Source organism: Clostridium tagluense (assembly GCF_003865095.1).
In the GTDB taxonomy this organism is placed as follows: Bacteria; Bacillota; Clostridia; order Clostridiales; family Clostridiaceae; genus Clostridium_AD; species Clostridium_AD tagluense.
This window is the reverse complement of record NZ_BHYK01000004.1, coordinates 57,621-73,979: the sequence shown is the minus strand read 5'-3', so window position 1 is coordinate 73,979 and position 16,359 is coordinate 57,621. Positions and strand designations below refer to the sequence as shown.

Below are 16,359 nucleotides of genomic sequence, written 5' to 3'. Positions count from 1 at the left end.
TAAATCTTCTGCTATATGTAGAAGATTTATATTTTGTGCTAAAATGTAGTAAAGGCTTTTATATGGACTCAAAATGGTTTATACTTCCACATAATCTAAATATTTAGAAATGTTTTAAAAATAATTATTCAATTAGAAAGGCGGAGAATTATGAGCAGAGTAGGAGATAGGATTAAACAAGTAAGAGAATCAAAAGCAATAACTCAAAAACAATTAGGTAAGAAAATTGGAGTTTCTGAAAGTTTTATTAATGAAGTAGAACTGGGTAAAAAAGTTATAAATGAAAAATTTTTAGAAAAAATATCTAAAATTTTAGGAGAAGAAATTGAAGATACTTCTGTATCCTTTCAAGCAGACGCGTATGTAGAGGAAAGAAAACCTAAATTTGAAAGACCTAGTACAGAAAAAGTACAAGAGGTGTGGAATGATGCCTTTAGCTCAGTTTTAAAAGATGTTGCTATTTATAAATATGATTTAGCAAAAGCTATAGGTATAAAACAAATGCCTATAATATCTAATAAAGTAGACGGCTATGCTCAAGATAAAGTATTATTTTTAGAAATAGAGAATGATGATATGAGTGGGTTTAGAATTTGCAAAGGAGATATTGCTTTTGCTCATTTGACACATGAAATAGAAAATAACTCTATTTCACTAGTTGATTATAATGGAGAAAGAGTATTAAGACAAATAAAAAAACTAGAGGCCAATAAAATATTGCTTCTAAGCAATAGAAGCTCTATAAGAACTGACACTGTTAAACATACAGACATTAAAGTAATTGCAAGGCTGGATAGAGTAGAGTTTAAGGTATAGTTAACAGCAATTAATAAAAAAATATAAATTAATGATAAATGTTATTAACAAAGTACCTCTATTAGGTTATAATGTATATTAGAGAAAAAAATAGTGGCATGTCAAAGAAAAGAGTCACTTAATAATTTAGATAACGAAAGATAAACAATAGATAAAATAGGGGGATTAGCTTTATGAAGGGAACAGTAGTAGCTACTTGGATGAAAACTTGTAGAAAACTTTACGGTAAGAGTGTAGTTGATAGTGCTATGCAATCCGTGGGATGGAATTCTAGTAAGATATTTTCACCAGTAGAGAATGTAGATGATGGACAAGTTAAAAGTGTAATTGATAATATATCAAAAAAACAAAATATACCCATTGATAAATTGTGGGGAATCATAGGAAAAGACAATTTAGTGGCTTTTCATAGAGACTTTCCAGCGTTTTTTGACACAGAAAATGTATATTCATTTTTAAAATCGCTATTTGATATACATGTAGTAATGACGAAAAAATTTGCTGGAGCTAAACCACCACTAGTAGGTATAACACCTATTTCAAGTCGCCAGGCTATCTTTACTTACAATTCTAAAAGAGGAATGTTTGATTATTTTCTAGGGCTTTTAGATGGAACTTGTGAGTACTTTAATGAGAAAATTGAAATTGAACAATTAGAAAAAACATCAGATAGTTTAAGTTTAAAACTTACCTTTGAAAAGGATATTTATTATAAGAAAACATATAAAATTAATAAAATGTTATCTTTAGGCTTTATTAAGAATATACCTGGAAAGGTAGGGGCATTTACTTTTATTATATCTTTACTTTTAGCTATGCCAATAGTGGGATTAGATAATATGGCAAAGGTATTAGGTCTTGCTGTAATTTCTGGAGTTACTTCAAGCCTTGCCTCTTTTATAATGGGAAGACCTGCAAAGATAATTTCACAAACTATAGACCAAATCAATAGCAATAATTACGTTGAAGATGGAGATATAGTCACTGGGGATGAATATGAAGAGCTATATAAAAAACTTAAAGAGTATAAAAAAGGGTTTAGAACAGATTTTGTTGAGTTTAAGGGTGTAACTGATGAGATGGATACTTTCGCTGAAAATATAAATAAAATCTCACATACTATGAACGACACCTCAGAAGACATATCAGGAGTGGTTGATGAAATGGCTAGCTGTGCTGTAAGTCAAGCAGAGAATACTGAAAATGCTGTTTTAATATTAAATGACAATATTAGGTCACTGAAGGATATTGTTAAAAATGAAAATGATAATAAGGATGAATTAGAAAAAGCTATTGTAAAGATAAATAATAGCTATGAAAGTGTTGATAGTACTAGCAAAAATATACTTGGAACACTAGAGAAATTTCAAGAGGTTAAGGATAATGGCATTAGCTTAGAAACAAAGGCTCGTGACATAACAAATATAGTATCAATTGTTTCCCAAATAGCGGAGCAAACAAATCTACTTGCCCTAAATGCATCTATAGAAGCAGCTCGTGCAGGTGAACAAGGTAGGGGTTTTGCTGTAGTTGCAGATGAGGTTAGAAAACTTGCAGAACAGTCTAAAAGTGCTGTAGAGGAAATTAATAGCAATTTAATACAATTTGTTAAGGATATAAATACACTTGTTGATAAAATTGGTGACCAGTATGATATTCTGCAAAATGAAACTAAGGGGCTAGAAGAAGTAAGAGACATAAGCTATGAGGCTACAATGTCTGTTAGAACAGTTTCAACATCAATGATAAATACTATAAATGATTTAGATAGAGAAGCTAAATCTATTGCAAGTATATATGAAACAATAGAGTCTCTAGCTGCAATTGCAGAAGAAAATTCTGCATCTTCAGAAGAGGTAAGTGCAAATGTTGGAAGTTATACAAATGAAATAAAGAAGCTTATCGACAGTATATTTGAATTTAAGAAGATAACAAGTTCATTTAAAGATGAATTAAAAAGATATAAGATATAGTTTTTATAAGGGTTACTATGAGAGACCAAAATGAAAGCAGACAGGATGATTATATCTTAAAAGGTCTCCATGATTAAAATCATGGAGACCTTTTGCTTATAGAAAATTTATACGTCATTTAAATCAAAATCAGGTACAAAGTCAATAGAGGCCGTTCCACTTTCTTGAATAAAGCATTTTGTTATACCTAGGTTTATGCAGTAGTCAATTAGAGTATCATAATGATTAGGGTTTAAAGGCTTGTTTATTTCAGGATATTTAGTCGCCTTATGCATAGGTGTATATTGATTCATTAAGCTAATATACACCGAATCATGAAAGGTAGAATATATAAAATCTACTATTTTTTTAGAATCAAATAATAAACCTGGTAGCATCAGGTGTCTAATTATTACTCCCTTTTGAATTAGACCTGCATCATCAAATTTAACTTCTCCTACTTGGGAAATCATTTCAGTAATAACTTCGCTAGCTATGTTAAAATAATTAGGAGCTTTTGAATATTTAAGAGCATATTTATTTTTATAATATTTTAAGTCGGGTAAATAAACATCAATAAAACCACTTAAGGCTTTAATTGTATCTATACTTTCATATGCATTTGAATTATAGAGAATAGGAATGGTAAGGCCCCTATTTTTAGCAATTTTTAGTGCTTCTATTATTTGTGGTACATAGTGGGTTGGCGTAACTAAATTTATATTGTGGGCACCTCGCATTTGTTGCTCTAAAAAGATTTCACTAAGGCCATCTATGGATACTATTTTCCCAGTACCTTCCTGACTTATGGTATGATTTTGACAAAATACACAGTTTAGATTGCAATTTGAGAAAAATACAGTCCCAGAACCAAATGTACCAGAAATACATGGTTCCTCCCATTGATGTAAGCTGACTTTAGCTATTTTAACATCCACAGAAGCAGTGCAAAAGCCTAATTCTCCATCTAATCTATTAACATAGCATCTCCTAGGACATAAAGAGCATTTTTCTAGCACACTTAAAAAACTGGAATTGTTTAATTCGTCTGTATCTTTATTAATCATTTTAATCTCCTTGTACTACAAGTTTAATTTACAGCTGCATTTAAATAAATATGATTAGCATCTTTTAATTGATATTTATTTTTATGCATCTTAGAATATATAAGAATTGTACAATTGGATATATATAATGTCAATTATGTTTTTTAGTGGTTTTCCTATAAAATATAATACACTGAATCATAAAAATAAGACTTATTGCACCAAAACCAGGATAAAGAACTTTAATTAAATTTTTAAATCCAATTTGCGAAATAGGCAAAGCTATAATAAGTATTAAAAATACAGCTTTTTTATAAGATATATTAAACTTTTTCTCCAGAGTTTTGCCTACGCTATAAATATTAGAAACTTCAGTGGAAAACATTTCAAACCAAATTACGCAAAGCAAAAGAATTTGCATTAACATACCAAAGCGGTTTGTTATGTATAATAGTGGAATCTCGTATTTGAAAATTTGAGGTATATTTAATAAAAGCATTATATTTATCAAATAGCATAATATGGTTAAGCCTAAAGCTCCTATTATAACTCCGGGAATAAGGATACGTTTATGTTTTATTTCTTGACTAATTGGAACTAACACACCACTACAGCACAGCATATTAAAACCAGCATATAGTAAGGTTGAAAAAAACCATTGAGCAGGAATGGTATTGACTTTATAAGAAGGTATTTGTTTTATATAGGAAGCGTTTACCATATCTTTGTAAAGTACTAAGTATAAAACGAATATAGTTATAATAATCGTGGTAAGAATAGGTACTATGAAGGAATTTATAGTTATTAGCCCCTTGGTATCCTTAAGCAACGTATACAAAGAAATTATAGACATAAGTAAAATTCCTATCCATTTTGAAATACCAAAATATTGATGAACAAGTGCACCACTTCCAGCTAAAATGATGGCAGCACCAGTAATTAAGAAGAAACTGGTAAAAATATCTGTAATTACACCAAAAAAACCTGGGCTTACAATAGTTATAAGTTCAGTATAGGAACTTAATTTATATTTTAGACTAATAGAAACTATAATAGAACTAACTACAATGTAGATCAAACCGCATATGAGAATTCCCCAAAAGCTCACATATCCATAAGTGCTAAAAAATTGCGTTATCTCTTGGCCAGAAGCAAGTCCTGCACCAACTATAGTACCTATAAATACAGCTGCAGTTTGAAATATTGAACTGATGTTTTTTTTCAAAATATCTCCTCCATAAAATTATTAAATTGTTAAATGCATACAAATAAGATGTTATCTTTATAAATATATGTATATTGATTAATAATAAATAATGATTTTATAAATTAAAATTTTATTTAGTGGGAAACTATAATTATAATAATGAATTTAATGATATTTCAGCATCGCAGATGATGATTTAACTTTTAAATCATAAGTGTAAAGGTAATTATAAGCTATATCATTAATCAAAATTGAATTAAAAAGGAGTGAAAATATTGAAAAAAATTTTAAGTTGTTTATTAATAATATTTTATATTTTATCTTTCACAGGATGTGCAAAAAAAGAGAGTGAAGAAAAGGCAAAAGTAAATGCTTTTGAAATTAAAAGTGCAGCTAATGTAGTTGATAATTATATGAGCTTCCTAATGAAGGAAGATTACGAAAATGGTAAGAAATTATATACTAAGGAATTATCGAAAAAAAATGACCAGGTGAAACTTAATGATGTAAAGATAAAGGGCTATAAAGTTACAGAAAGTAATGAAGTTGGTAGGAGTGGAGTTTTTAAGGTTAGAGTTACAAGAACCTCCATAGTTAGTTCATTGTGTAGCTTGGATGAATACTCTATTAAAGTTGTCAAAGATGGTGCAGAATACAAAATAAGTGAAATTAATAATATGCCACAAAAAGAAGCTTTTATTGAAGGAGTAGGTATTAGATATAGAGACAAAAAAAATGTAAAAACTAATTTGATTATTGATGTAGCAGGATTTCCTAAATACGTATATTCAAGAGATGATTCAGCACAGTTGTATAAAATAATGGTGCCCTTAAAGGAATTCAGCCCAATGAATTTTAGTTATGAAGGAGAAAAACTTGCAGTTAGTACCTATAATAAAAATTCATTTATTGGAATTGTGAGTATTGATGAGTCTCTAGCAGTCCAAGGAGATGCTGGAAAATCAGGGGGGCAGTCATCGCAAGGTGGAGGGTCTGATATAATAGTTAAGGAGAAACCAATTGGAAAAGAGCTAATCCCTTTAGATTTGCTTTTTAATTGCAAAGTGGAGTTTATGACCTTCTCTTTAGATGAAAAGTTTCTGCTTGTCCAATATACTAAGGAGAACATGGGAAAATATATTAGAGTTTATACAGTGGAAAATGGAGATATGATTCCTGTTAATTTTGAAAAAGATTATCCTATAGAAAAAGTGCAAATAGTATTTTCTTCTTTTGGTGAGGATAGTATGACATATGAAGTAATTCCTAAATCAAATATTAATAGTTCCGAAACAGACATTATTGGTAAATGGAAATTAAATTTAAAGGACTTTACAGTAGATAAATTATAATTAATACATTCTCTATAGACTATAAGGTATAATTAGCCTAGTCTCTTATAAAATAACTAGTCTAATGATTAGTTATTTTATAGCGACCAAGAGATGATTTAACAGAGAAAGGATGAGATTAATGCAGAAAACATGGGGTGACAAAAAATATCACAGTTTGAATTATTTTTTAAGAGAGAAGTTTGGTGATAAGGTTTTTAAGGTTGCTTTGGACGCTGGATTTTCTTGTCCTAATAGGGATGGAACTATTAGCAGTGGAGGATGTTTATTTTGTAGCGAGCGAGGTTCAGGAGACTTTGGTGGGGATAGGAAATTTTCTATCACAAGTCAATTTGAAGATATAGTTAATATGATGAGTAAAAAGTGGAAAACAGGAAGGTATATTGCTTATTTTCAGGCCTATACCAATACATATGGGTCTATAGAAGTATTAAGAGAAAAGTATGAAGAAGCAATATCACAAGATGGGGTAGTGGCACTTGCTATAGCTACTAGACCTGATTGCTTAGATGAGGATGTATTAGACCTTATAGAAGAATACTCGCATAGAGTATATACCTGGGTAGAATTAGGGCTTCAAACCAGTAAGGACGAAAGTGCAAAAATTATTAATAGAGGATATAAATTATCAAAATTTGAAGAGGCGCTAAAAGGGCTTAATAAAAGAAATATTGATGTGGTGGTTCATACTATATTTGGCCTACCTGGCGAAAACCAAGAGGATATGTTAAAAACAATAGACTATGTGGCACATAGTGATATAAAGGGTATAAAAATGCATTTGCTCTATCTTGTAGAGAATACACCAATGGTTGATTTATACAACCTTGGAAAGCTTAAGTTTTTGGAAAAAGATGAGTATATAGATATAATTGCAAGGTCAATAGCTATGCTTCCACCAAATATGGTCATTCATAGATTAACAGGGGATGCGCCAAGGGATCTGCTAATAGGTCCTATGTGGAGTTTGAAAAAATGGGAAGTTTTAAATTCTATAGATAACAAATTAAAGGAATTAGATCTATATCAAGGGAAAAATTTTGAAATCTAACACAAGAACATTTGTGTCTTTCTACAAATTAGCTTTACCACTTTTGGGTGTTTTGCAACTAGATAGTTGCAGTTTAAAGGTTTACAATGTGTATATATAGAAAAATATATAGAATGTAAATCTAGGAGGAATATACTATGTCAAATTTATCATTAAGGCATTTATACAAGGTTTATACTGGAAACGTAACAGCGGTTAAGGATTTTAATCTTGAAATAGAAGATAAAGAATTTATAGTTTTTGTAGGACCATCAGGCTGTGGTAAATCAACAACTTTAAGAATGATAGCAGGTCTTGAAGAAATATCACAAGGCGAAATATATATTGGTGATAAACTTGTAAATGATATGCCTCCTAAGGATAGAGATATCGCTATGGTTTTCCAAAACTATGCATTATACCCTCATATGACTGTGTATGATAACATGGCATTTGGGCTAAAATTAAGAAAAATGCCAAAAGATGAAATAAAACAAAAGGTTACTGATGTAGCTAAAACACTTGATATAGAACATTTACTTGATAGAAAACCAAAGGCATTATCAGGTGGACAAAGGCAAAGGGTAGCACTTGGAAGAGCTATAGTAAGAAATCCAAAGGTATTCTTAATGGACGAGCCACTATCAAATTTAGATGCTAAACTTAGAGTTCAAATGAGAACAGAAATAGCAAAACTTCATCATAAACTTCAAACAACTTTTATATATGTAACTCATGATCAAACAGAAGCTATGACTATGGGAACAAGAATAGTTGTAATGAAAGATGGACTTGCTCAACAAGTAGATACTCCTCATAACATATATGAGCATCCAGTTAATATGTTTGTTGCCGGATTTATAGGAAGTCCTCAAATGAACTTTATGGAAGCTGTGGTTTTAGATCAAAAGGGTGAAGTAGTGCTATCTTTTGATAATGAAATTATAGTACTACCAAAGGATAAAGCTCAAATTTTGAAAGAAAAATCATTTATAGGAAAAACTGTTTTAATGGGTATTAGACCAGAAGACATTGACGATGGTATTGACTTTCTTTCCAAAAATAAAAATTCAGTTATAGAAGCGAAAGTTGAAGTTACTGAGCTTATGGGTGCAGAGACTAATATTTACCTGTCAAAAGGAGATATAAGTATTGTAGCTAGAGTTAACGGATCGTCGTCAGCCAAAGTTGGCGATAAAATTAAAATTGCACTAGATACAAATAAAATTCATGTCTTTGACAAAGAAACTGAAAACACAATAATATAGGGGGGAAATTCAATATGTACAATTTTACAGAATTCTTGAGGGATTTAAGTCATTCTTCAAATATACCATTTAATGTAGTTACAGAAGATGGCATTGCGCTATATATTAGTGACTTAGATATTGAAAATTCACATATAACCAACTATACTATTATGCTTGGACGTGTTAAAGGCATAATAAGTTTAGAAAAGAAGTATGGAAGTTGTACATCTTTACTCCAATATGTTATTGAAAACAAATATACAGAGCATTTTTTAACAAAAGAACAAGCAGTTATTGATATTTTAGAAAATAGAGAAATTTCTATTGATAATATTAATCACAATTTACCTTTTCTTGAAGATGGGTGTTATACCCTATTAGTAAGCGTAGATGGAAGTAAGTATGAATCGCTGAGCGTCATAAAACAAATATATGATAATGAGCCAGTTGTAAGTTTAATATATAATGATAGCATAATTGTAATTGGTGATTTTGATGAAGTAGAGGAGCACGCAGAAAGTATAAAGGAATCTATCTCATCAGATTTGTATTGCAAATGTTATGTAAGTTATGCAGATAGAGCTTATGATATAAAAGGACTTAAAAAAGCTTATAATGATGCTGTTCAATGTATGGAATTAGGTAAAAAATTCGATATAAAAGACCATACATTTAGTTACAATAAGATGCTATTTGAGAAAATTGTATATAATGTAGATGTTAAAATTAAGCAAGAACTGTTAGGAATGCTCAAAGACAAATTTGATGCTTTGGATAGTGAAATGATAATAACTATTGAGCAATTTGTAAATTGTGGTCTTAATATAAGTGATGCTGCGAGAAAACTATATGTTCATAGGAATACTCTTATTTATAGATTAGATAAGATTAAGAAAGAAACAAATTTTGATATTAGAGACTTTAAAGATGCCTCTGTGTTTCTTATAGGATTTTTGATATGGAAAGAAAATAAGGAATAGGTATATTTTTTTCTTAGAGTATGCTATAAGGTCAAGTGAATATTGCTAGCATCCTTTAAGAAAAAATATCTATTATTAACTTTATAAAAATATTTTTATAAGGTTGATTTTTTCAAAGTAACAGAGTATACTAGTAATATAGAATAAATTGTGAGGCGTTTATCGGAAGAGCCTGTCTAACAAAAAACCGAAGAAATTGTGAGGCGTTTATCGGAAGAGCCTGTCTACAAAAAACCGAAGAAATTGAATTGAAAAGGAACATCTTCGTGATGTTCCTTTTATGTTATATGAAAGGATATTGATATTGTATGGCTAACGGGGATATTAGTTGTGTTTTTATAAAAAAGCAATACTTTATTGATAACAAACATTTTATCAAAATGTTAGATCCATTAAGTATAGAAAAACAGAGTAAAAGAAGTTACTTTTTTTTGAAATTAGAGTATGAAAATAATAATTTACTGGTTCCTTTAAGAAGCCACATTGAACCAATAAGAAAATTTGGAATCATAGGATATTCTGTGCCATCGAAGGACAAGCCTAAAGCGGGGTTAGACTATAGGTACATACTGATAGTGAATGATTATAAAGACTTGGAGATACCTGAATATTCTAAGATACCAGAGTCACAAAATAAAATTATAAATAGTGATTTTGAATCAATAAAAAAGCAAGTACTAGCCTATGTAAAGGGCTATGTAAAAGCAGCAATAAAGAACCGTGAAAATATAGAGCCTAAATATAAAGAATCTAGTTTACATAACTTCCAAAATGAATTAGGTGTTATCGCTGCTAGAAATAATAGGATTGCACAAAAAGAAGTTGAAAATTTGAACTGACTCCTATCAAACAAACAGTAAAATAATAAAAAAGATTAAATGGCTTTATCCCTAAATTTAAAAGGGATAAGGTCATTTATTCGCAATAGCACATATTGAAATGAAACTGTCTAGGGTTACTTCATCCTAGACTATTATATAAAATAGAAATATGTACTATAATTATATGTGCGTGACATAAGACAAAAAAAATTATTAAAGGGGAGCGAAGGATATGAGAATAGATATAATAGTTTCTGCTGATGATATAAAAAAAGAAAAAATAGCAAACAAAACAGTGGTAGTAATAGATATGCTTAGGGCTACTAGTGTAATAACTACTGCAATGAATAATGGATGCACAGGAGTTGTTCCTGTTTTAACAGTGGAGGATGCCGCGGGCATTGTGAGAAATAGCAAAGAGGAGTTTATGCTTGGCGGAGAGAGAAAGGCATTGAAAATAGAGGGATTTCACTATTCTAATTCTCCATTAGAATATACCAGAAAGACTATAGAAGGCAAGACTCTTGTTATGACTACAACTAATGGCACTAAAGCTATAAAGGGCTGCGTGGGTGCCAGCAACATTCTAATAGGTGCAATGTTAAACGCTAAGGCTACTGCAAAAAGAATAGTAGAATTAAACAAAGATGTAGTAATAGTCAATGCTGGAACTGATGGTGAATTTTCTATAGATGATTTTTTATGTAGTGGGTACATAATAGATTGCGTATTAAGCTTGGTACAAGCAGAGCTAACAGACATTGCTGTAACTTCTCACTATATTTATAAAAACAATGAAGATATTCATAGCTTTATAAAATATGCAAGTCACTACAAAAGAATTACAGAGCTAGGACTTGAGGCAGATTTGGAATACTGCTGTAGGAAAGACATTATAGATAAGGTTCCAGAATATAAGAATGGGATTATAGTTTAAGAAAATGGCTATCTGAAAATAGAAGTAATTACTATTTTTAGATAGCTCATTTTTGATAAAACACTATAATAATAGATTATAGCTTTCCATGTTGTGACATTATGAAAAGGTATATATTACGTAAAATGAATTTTAGAATTACTTAGCGACGTGAAGGCAATTGTAGTAATATATACCTTTTCCGTTTTAAACCACCTGGAATATATAAAATTTCAAGTAGTAAGATTCATCAGAATTCCATAGTATTGGATGATCTGCTGCTTGTGTTCTAAACTCTACTTGTCTAAGAGTTCGATTAGCATCTAAAGCCGCTTCAGCTATGGTATCTCTAAATAAATCAGGGTACATAAAATGAGAGCAAGAGCAAGTTACAAAATAGCCGCCGGTTTTAACCAATTTAATACCACGTAGGTTTATTTCTTTATATCCTCTTGTAGCACCGTCTATAGTAGAACGTGACTTTGTAAATGCAGGTGGATCTAGTATTACTACATCATATTGTCTTCCTTCTCTTGACCATTCGCGTAGCACGTCAAAGGCATTATGAGATTCGAATTTAACTATATCTGAAAGTCCGTTAAGCTCTGCATTTTTTCTAGAGCATTCTACTGCATAGTCAGAAATATCTACTCCAAGTACACTTTTAGCACCAGCTATACCTGCATTAAGCGCAAAAGAACCTGTGTGAGTAAAACAATCTAAAACATCAGCATCCTTGCATAATCTCTGGATAGCTGCTCTGTTTTCTTTTTGGTCTAGGAAAAATCCAGTCTTTTGACCATTTTCAATGTCAACGTGATATTTAACACCGTTTTCAATAATTTCTAAATTAGTATCGAAGGGCTCTGTTAAAAAGCCTTTTGTTTGATCCATCCCTTCAAGTTCGCGGACTCTAGCGTCACTTCTTTCATATACGCCTTTTGCATTGTATTCATCTGTTAGTAGCTTAACAATTATATCTTTATATTTATCTATACCTAGTGCTAAAGATTGAATAACATAATAGTCTTCATATTTATCTATAATCATTCCAGGCACAAAATCTGCTTCTCCAAATAGGAATCTACAACTAGAAGTATCTATAACTGTTTTTCTATATGTCCAAGCAGCCCGAAGTCTTTTTCTGAAAAACTCTTCATTTATTTGTTCGTTAATATCTCTGGTCATTATTCTTATGGCAATTTTAGAAACGTCGTTTATGAATCCTTTTCCAATAAACTCTCCTCTAAAATTATATGCTTCAACTATATCTCCATTTTCATATTCACCATCAACATTTTCGATTTCGTTGGCATATATCCAAAGGTGACCATTTTCTGCATTTCTGCCTTTACCTCTATATAAGTAAAATTTACAACTCATTTTAAATTCCTCCTGTATTGTTAGATAGCGTTAACACTATCTATATGTTTAGGGTAATAAAACAATTTTTAATTGAAAATATCAAGTTATTTATCTATAGTAGTATACCACATTGAATTAACTTCTAATATAAAATCCATAAAATTCTTTTGACAAAAGTGCAGTTATAAATTACACTAATATATGTGCCATTTTTAAATGCACACTTGGATTAAGGGTATTTAGATAAAAATTGGAGGGATTTTCTTTGAGTGGGAATCCGTATACAATGTCCAGTTATTAAAAACAAATAAGTGTATGAGTAGAAATACTTTTAAAATATAAAAAATTACAAATATAAAAAATTACACTATATTAAGGAGAAAAACAAATGAGTAGATTAGTAGTAAAAAATATGAGCCATGGCTTTGGTGACAGATCAATATTTGAAGATGTATCTTTTAGATTACTTAAAGGCGAACACATAGCGCTTATAGGTGCTAACGGAGAAGGTAAATCAACCTTTATGAACATTATTACGGGTAAGCTTATGCCAGATGAAGGGGAAGTTCAATGGTCAAGTAGCGTAAGAGTTGGATATATGGATCAGCATACTGTTTTGCAAAAAGGAAAAACTATTCGAGAAGTTTTAAGGGAGGCCTTTAAATATCTTTTTGACTTAGAAGAGGAAATGATGGATGTAACAGACAAGATGGGAGATGCATCTCCAGAGGAGCTAGAAAAATTACTAGATAGAATGGGAACAATTCAAGATCAATTGGACAATAATGGATTCTATGCTATTGATTCTAAAATAGATGAGGTAGCTGCAGGAATTGGACTTAAAGATGTTGGTCTTGAAAATGATGTTGCAGATTTAAGTGGAGGACAAAGGACGAAAGTTCTTCTTGTAAAACTTTTATTAGAAGCTCCAGATGTTTTGCTTCTTGATGAGCCTACTAACTTTTTGGATGAGCAACATGTGGAGTGGCTTAAGAGATATCTTCAAAATTATGAAAGTGCATTTATCCTAATATCCCATGATATTGAATTCCTAAAAGGTGCAATTAATATAATATATCATGTGGAAAATAAAAAGTTAACTAGATATATAGGTTCTTATGAAGAATTTTTGAGAATTCATGAGGCAAAAAGGCTACAAATGGAAGCTGATTATGAAAGACAGCAAAAGGAAATTACTAGACTAGAGGTTTTTGTTGCTAAAAATAAAGCAAGAGCTTCTACTAGTGGAATGGCAAAATCAAGGCAAAAGAAATTGGATAAAATTGATAGAATAGAAGTTACAAAAGATAAACCAAAGCCACAATTTAATTTTAAATCTGCAAGAGCTTCAGGGAAAATAATATTTAAAACTGTAGATTTAGTTACTGGATATGATAGCCCGTTATCTAAGCCATTAGATTTATATATGGAAAGAGGACAAAAGATTGCTTTAACTGGTGCTAATGGTGTTGGAAAAACAACTTTACTAAAAAGTCTTATGGGTGATATAAAAGCTCTTTCGGGTCATACAAACTTAGGAGATTATCAGTATATAGGATACTATGAGCAAGAAATAAAGGGCGTCAACCGCAATAATTGTATTGAAGAATTTTGGCAAGAATTCCCTAGCCTTACTCAAGGTGAGGTAAGATCTGCACTTGCTAAATGTGGACTTACTACAAAACATATTGAGAGTAAAGTTACGGTGCTTAGTGGTGGAGAACAAGCAAAGGTAAGACTTGCGAAACTCCTAAACAGGGAAACTAATATATTAATCCTAGATGAGCCTACCAATCATTTAGATGTAGATGCTAAAGATGAGTTAAAGAGGGCCCTAAAAGAATATACAGGAAGTATACTTATAGTTTGCCATGAGCCAGACTTTTATCAAGATATAGTAACAGATGTATGGGACTGTGAAGAGTGGACAACTAAAATAGTATAATTTGCCCCAAAAAAGAGCTAGAATAATTTCTAGCTCTTTTTTTATAGTATTTCTAGTTTAAAACTTCGAGTCCAAGGTCTAGTATATTAGCAAATAATGGTAATGAATTAGTATTTGGGATAACATTATTTTTAACATCTAATAATTTTCCAAGTCCATACTCGGTGTAGATGCTAACAGTAGGGAAATTAAGTTCACCCAGGTCACAAATAATGTCGGTTTCGTATAATTTTATTTTAGTCATGTTATCAATGGGCTCGACTATTCTATAAAGTCTTGTAGCATAGTCATATCTTAGAACTTTTAAAATATTACTTGCTAGTATTTTTTTAGGTTTAGTGTTTATATCATACTTTGAAGTAGTTGAAGAAATGTTATTTACAACAAAATAATCAATATTTCTTTTGTAATTCACCCTATCTTTAAATTCTTTTAATCTTTCTAAATTTAACTCTACATTTACTGAGATTTCATCATTTTCTAAACTTTTAAAACTTTCTTTTATGTAAGTTAATTCTTCTTTTCCATGGAGTTCTCTAGCTAAGATATTCATACAATTATCATAAATATCTTCAAATGAACTAAATGGTAAGGCGTATTTTATACAATCTAAAACAAGGTAAATCTTGAATTTAGTAGATTTATTACTAGTTTTAGATAAATAATTGACTTCAACTAATAATCTTTCATTCAATAGTGCCGTATCAAGTGTTATTTTCTCAATTCCGTTACTAAATTCTATAGTGTAATTCTCATTAGTAGATAAGTTTTGTGTATCTTGATTTATTATATAAGTACTTTTAAAACCAGCTCCAGTAATTTCACCAACTCTCAATGAACTTTTTATTGGTAATTTCTTCAAATTTATATATGGTCTGTTTGTACATAGGTTGTTTTCAGATATTATTCGCATAGTAAACTCCTTTAGTTCTAACAAGATTGTTAGTTTGATTTATCAAATTTCACAAGAATACTCCAACCGCTTAGGTGGTGAGCTGAATTGTGTTTAGGAAAGAGATAAAGAAAGAAATTGCTTCTAACTTGCATCAACAAACCTCTTAGCAAAATATAAAATACTTATATTTGCAGTTTTAATAACTTTGCTTGATTTTCCAACTTTAACTTGAATATAATTATACCATCTATCATAACAAAAATACCTAATGGTTTTATGAAGTCCAATTTAATTTGCTGATTACCCAATAATCCAAAGGTGGCAAATCTCTTTTTTTAGTGAATGATATAAAAATTTAAACAAATGGAAAAATACATTGACAATATCGAGTGTCGATAATATACTGAGATTATATATATCGATACTCGATATTGAAGAGGTGATAAGAAATGGCAAGAGAGCAATTTCAAAATTTAACAGAACCAATGTATTATATATTAATGTCCTTACTCAAAGAAATGTGCGGGGTAGATATTATGGAGGCTGTAATTGAAATTTCAAAAGGCCGTGTAAAGGTTGGCCCTGGGACGTTATATGCGCTTCTTTCTAAGTTTGAAAAGGAAGATATGATAATAGAAACAGAAGTGAAAGGCAGAAAAAGAAGTTATATAATTACTGATAAGGGAAAAGAAATACTACTAGAGGAGTATAGAAGATTAATTACTATGGCCAATGATGGAGTATTGTATATGGAGAGATATAAAGAGAATTTTAAAATATAGAG

At 30.5% G+C, this 16,359-nt stretch carries 14 protein-coding genes; 10 read left to right on the top strand and 4 right to left on the bottom strand.

The window, feature by feature from the left end; translation table 11 throughout:
- Positions 1 to 150 precede the first annotated feature (150 nt).
- Positions 151 to 816, top strand: a complete 666-nt coding sequence (locus tag Ctaglu_RS04470; protein WP_124998480.1) for a S24 family peptidase — start codon at positions 151 to 153, stop codon at positions 814 to 816.
- A 173-nt stretch (positions 817 to 989) separates the two neighbouring features.
- On the top strand, positions 990 to 2,789 hold the full coding sequence (locus Ctaglu_RS04465) for a heme NO-binding domain-containing protein (RefSeq protein WP_124998478.1): 1,800 nt from the start codon (positions 990 to 992) through the stop codon (positions 2,787 to 2,789).
- A gap of 107 nt (positions 2,790 to 2,896) precedes the next feature.
- Here Ctaglu_RS04465 and Ctaglu_RS04460 read toward each other — a convergent pair whose 3' ends face one another.
- Both Ctaglu_RS04460 and Ctaglu_RS04455 read right to left on the bottom strand, forming a co-directional pair.
- The gene (locus tag Ctaglu_RS04460; protein WP_124998476.1) at positions 2,897 to 3,835 is read right to left on the bottom strand and encodes a radical SAM protein; all 939 of its coding nucleotides are present in this window, start codon (positions 3,833 to 3,835) and stop codon (positions 2,897 to 2,899) included.
- 130 nt (positions 3,836 to 3,965) lie between these two features.
- Entirely contained in the window at positions 3,966 to 5,042 is a 1,077-nt protein-coding gene (locus Ctaglu_RS04455) for a YkvI family membrane protein (protein WP_373861659.1), read from the bottom strand.
- Positions 5,043 to 5,296: 254 nt separating this feature from the next.
- Between Ctaglu_RS04455 and Ctaglu_RS04450 the strand changes: the two genes are divergently transcribed.
- The 6 genes from Ctaglu_RS04450 to Ctaglu_RS04425 all read left to right on the top strand — a co-directional run bounded on the left by Ctaglu_RS04450 (position 5,297) and on the right by Ctaglu_RS04425 (position 11,391).
- A complete protein-coding gene (locus Ctaglu_RS04450; RefSeq protein WP_124998472.1) occupies positions 5,297 to 6,373 on the top strand; it encodes a hypothetical protein in 1,077 nt (358 codons plus the stop codon).
- 121 nt (positions 6,374 to 6,494) lie between these two features.
- On the top strand, positions 6,495 to 7,424 hold the full coding sequence (mnmL, locus tag Ctaglu_RS04445; RefSeq protein WP_124998470.1) for a tRNA modification radical SAM protein MnmL/YtqA: 930 nt from the start codon (positions 6,495 to 6,497) through the stop codon (positions 7,422 to 7,424).
- Positions 7,425 to 7,561: 137 nt separating this feature from the next.
- On the top strand, positions 7,562 to 8,671 hold the full coding sequence (locus tag Ctaglu_RS04440) for an ABC transporter ATP-binding protein (RefSeq protein WP_124998468.1): 1,110 nt from the start codon (positions 7,562 to 7,564) through the stop codon (positions 8,669 to 8,671).
- A 14-nt stretch (positions 8,672 to 8,685) separates the two neighbouring features.
- Positions 8,686 to 9,633, top strand: a complete 948-nt coding sequence (locus tag Ctaglu_RS04435; RefSeq protein WP_124998466.1) for a PucR family transcriptional regulator — start codon at positions 8,686 to 8,688, stop codon at positions 9,631 to 9,633.
- A 308-nt stretch (positions 9,634 to 9,941) separates the two neighbouring features.
- Positions 9,942 to 10,472 carry a hypothetical protein gene (locus Ctaglu_RS04430; protein WP_124998464.1) on the top strand — a complete coding sequence of 177 codons (531 nt, stop codon included), beginning with the start codon at positions 9,942 to 9,944 and terminating at the stop codon, positions 10,470 to 10,472.
- 214 nt (positions 10,473 to 10,686) lie between these two features.
- A complete protein-coding gene (locus Ctaglu_RS04425; protein WP_124998462.1) occupies positions 10,687 to 11,391 on the top strand; it encodes a 2-phosphosulfolactate phosphatase family protein in 705 nt (234 codons plus the stop codon).
- A gap of 186 nt (positions 11,392 to 11,577) precedes the next feature.
- On the opposite strand, the gene Ctaglu_RS04420 is transcribed toward Ctaglu_RS04425, so the two are convergent.
- Entirely contained in the window at positions 11,578 to 12,753 is a 1,176-nt protein-coding gene (locus Ctaglu_RS04420) for a class I SAM-dependent rRNA methyltransferase (protein ID WP_124998460.1), read from the bottom strand.
- Between the two features lie 370 nt (positions 12,754 to 13,123).
- Between Ctaglu_RS04420 and abc-f the strand changes: the two genes are divergently transcribed.
- Positions 13,124 to 14,680, top strand: coding sequence for a ribosomal protection-like ABC-F family protein (gene abc-f / locus Ctaglu_RS04415; RefSeq protein ID WP_124998458.1), 1,557 nt, complete (start codon positions 13,124 to 13,126; stop codon positions 14,678 to 14,680).
- Positions 14,681 to 14,732: 52 nt separating this feature from the next.
- Here the strand turns inward: abc-f and Ctaglu_RS04410 are convergent, their stop codons facing one another.
- Complete coding sequence (locus Ctaglu_RS04410; protein ID WP_124998456.1) at positions 14,733 to 15,593, bottom strand: hypothetical protein; 861 nt, start codon at positions 15,591 to 15,593, stop codon at positions 14,733 to 14,735.
- A 431-nt stretch (positions 15,594 to 16,024) separates the two neighbouring features.
- Here Ctaglu_RS04410 and Ctaglu_RS04405 point away from each other — a divergent pair, with 431 nt between their 5' ends.
- Positions 16,025 to 16,357, top strand: coding sequence for a PadR family transcriptional regulator (locus tag Ctaglu_RS04405; protein WP_124998454.1), 333 nt, complete (start codon positions 16,025 to 16,027; stop codon positions 16,355 to 16,357).
- Positions 16,358 to 16,359: the final 2 nt, after the last annotated feature.

Coding starts and splice junctions, on each gene's coding strand:
- Ctaglu_RS04405 (WP_124998454.1), top strand. CDS start 16,025: ATGGCAAGAGAGCAATTTCAAAATTTAACAGAACCAATGTATTATATA.
- Ctaglu_RS04425 (WP_124998462.1), top strand. CDS start 10,687: ATGAGAATAGATATAATAGTTTCTGCTGATGATATAAAAAAAGAAAAA.
- mnmL (WP_124998470.1), top strand. CDS start 6,495: ATGCAGAAAACATGGGGTGACAAAAAATATCACAGTTTGAATTATTTT.
- Ctaglu_RS04430 (WP_124998464.1), top strand. CDS start 9,942: ATGGCTAACGGGGATATTAGTTGTGTTTTTATAAAAAAGCAATACTTT.
- Ctaglu_RS04435 (WP_124998466.1), top strand. CDS start 8,686: ATGTACAATTTTACAGAATTCTTGAGGGATTTAAGTCATTCTTCAAAT.
- Ctaglu_RS04465 (WP_124998478.1), top strand. CDS start 990: ATGAAGGGAACAGTAGTAGCTACTTGGATGAAAACTTGTAGAAAACTT.
- Ctaglu_RS04410 (WP_124998456.1), bottom strand. CDS start 15,593: ATGCGAATAATATCTGAAAACAACCTATGTACAAACAGACCATATATA.
- Ctaglu_RS04460 (WP_124998476.1), bottom strand. CDS start 3,835: ATGATTAATAAAGATACAGACGAATTAAACAATTCCAGTTTTTTAAGT.
- Ctaglu_RS04470 (WP_124998480.1), top strand. CDS start 151: ATGAGCAGAGTAGGAGATAGGATTAAACAAGTAAGAGAATCAAAAGCA.
- abc-f (WP_124998458.1), top strand. CDS start 13,124: ATGAGTAGATTAGTAGTAAAAAATATGAGCCATGGCTTTGGTGACAGA.
- Ctaglu_RS04420 (WP_124998460.1), bottom strand. CDS start 12,753: ATGAGTTGTAAATTTTACTTATATAGAGGTAAAGGCAGAAATGCAGAA.
- Ctaglu_RS04440 (WP_124998468.1), top strand. CDS start 7,562: ATGTCAAATTTATCATTAAGGCATTTATACAAGGTTTATACTGGAAAC.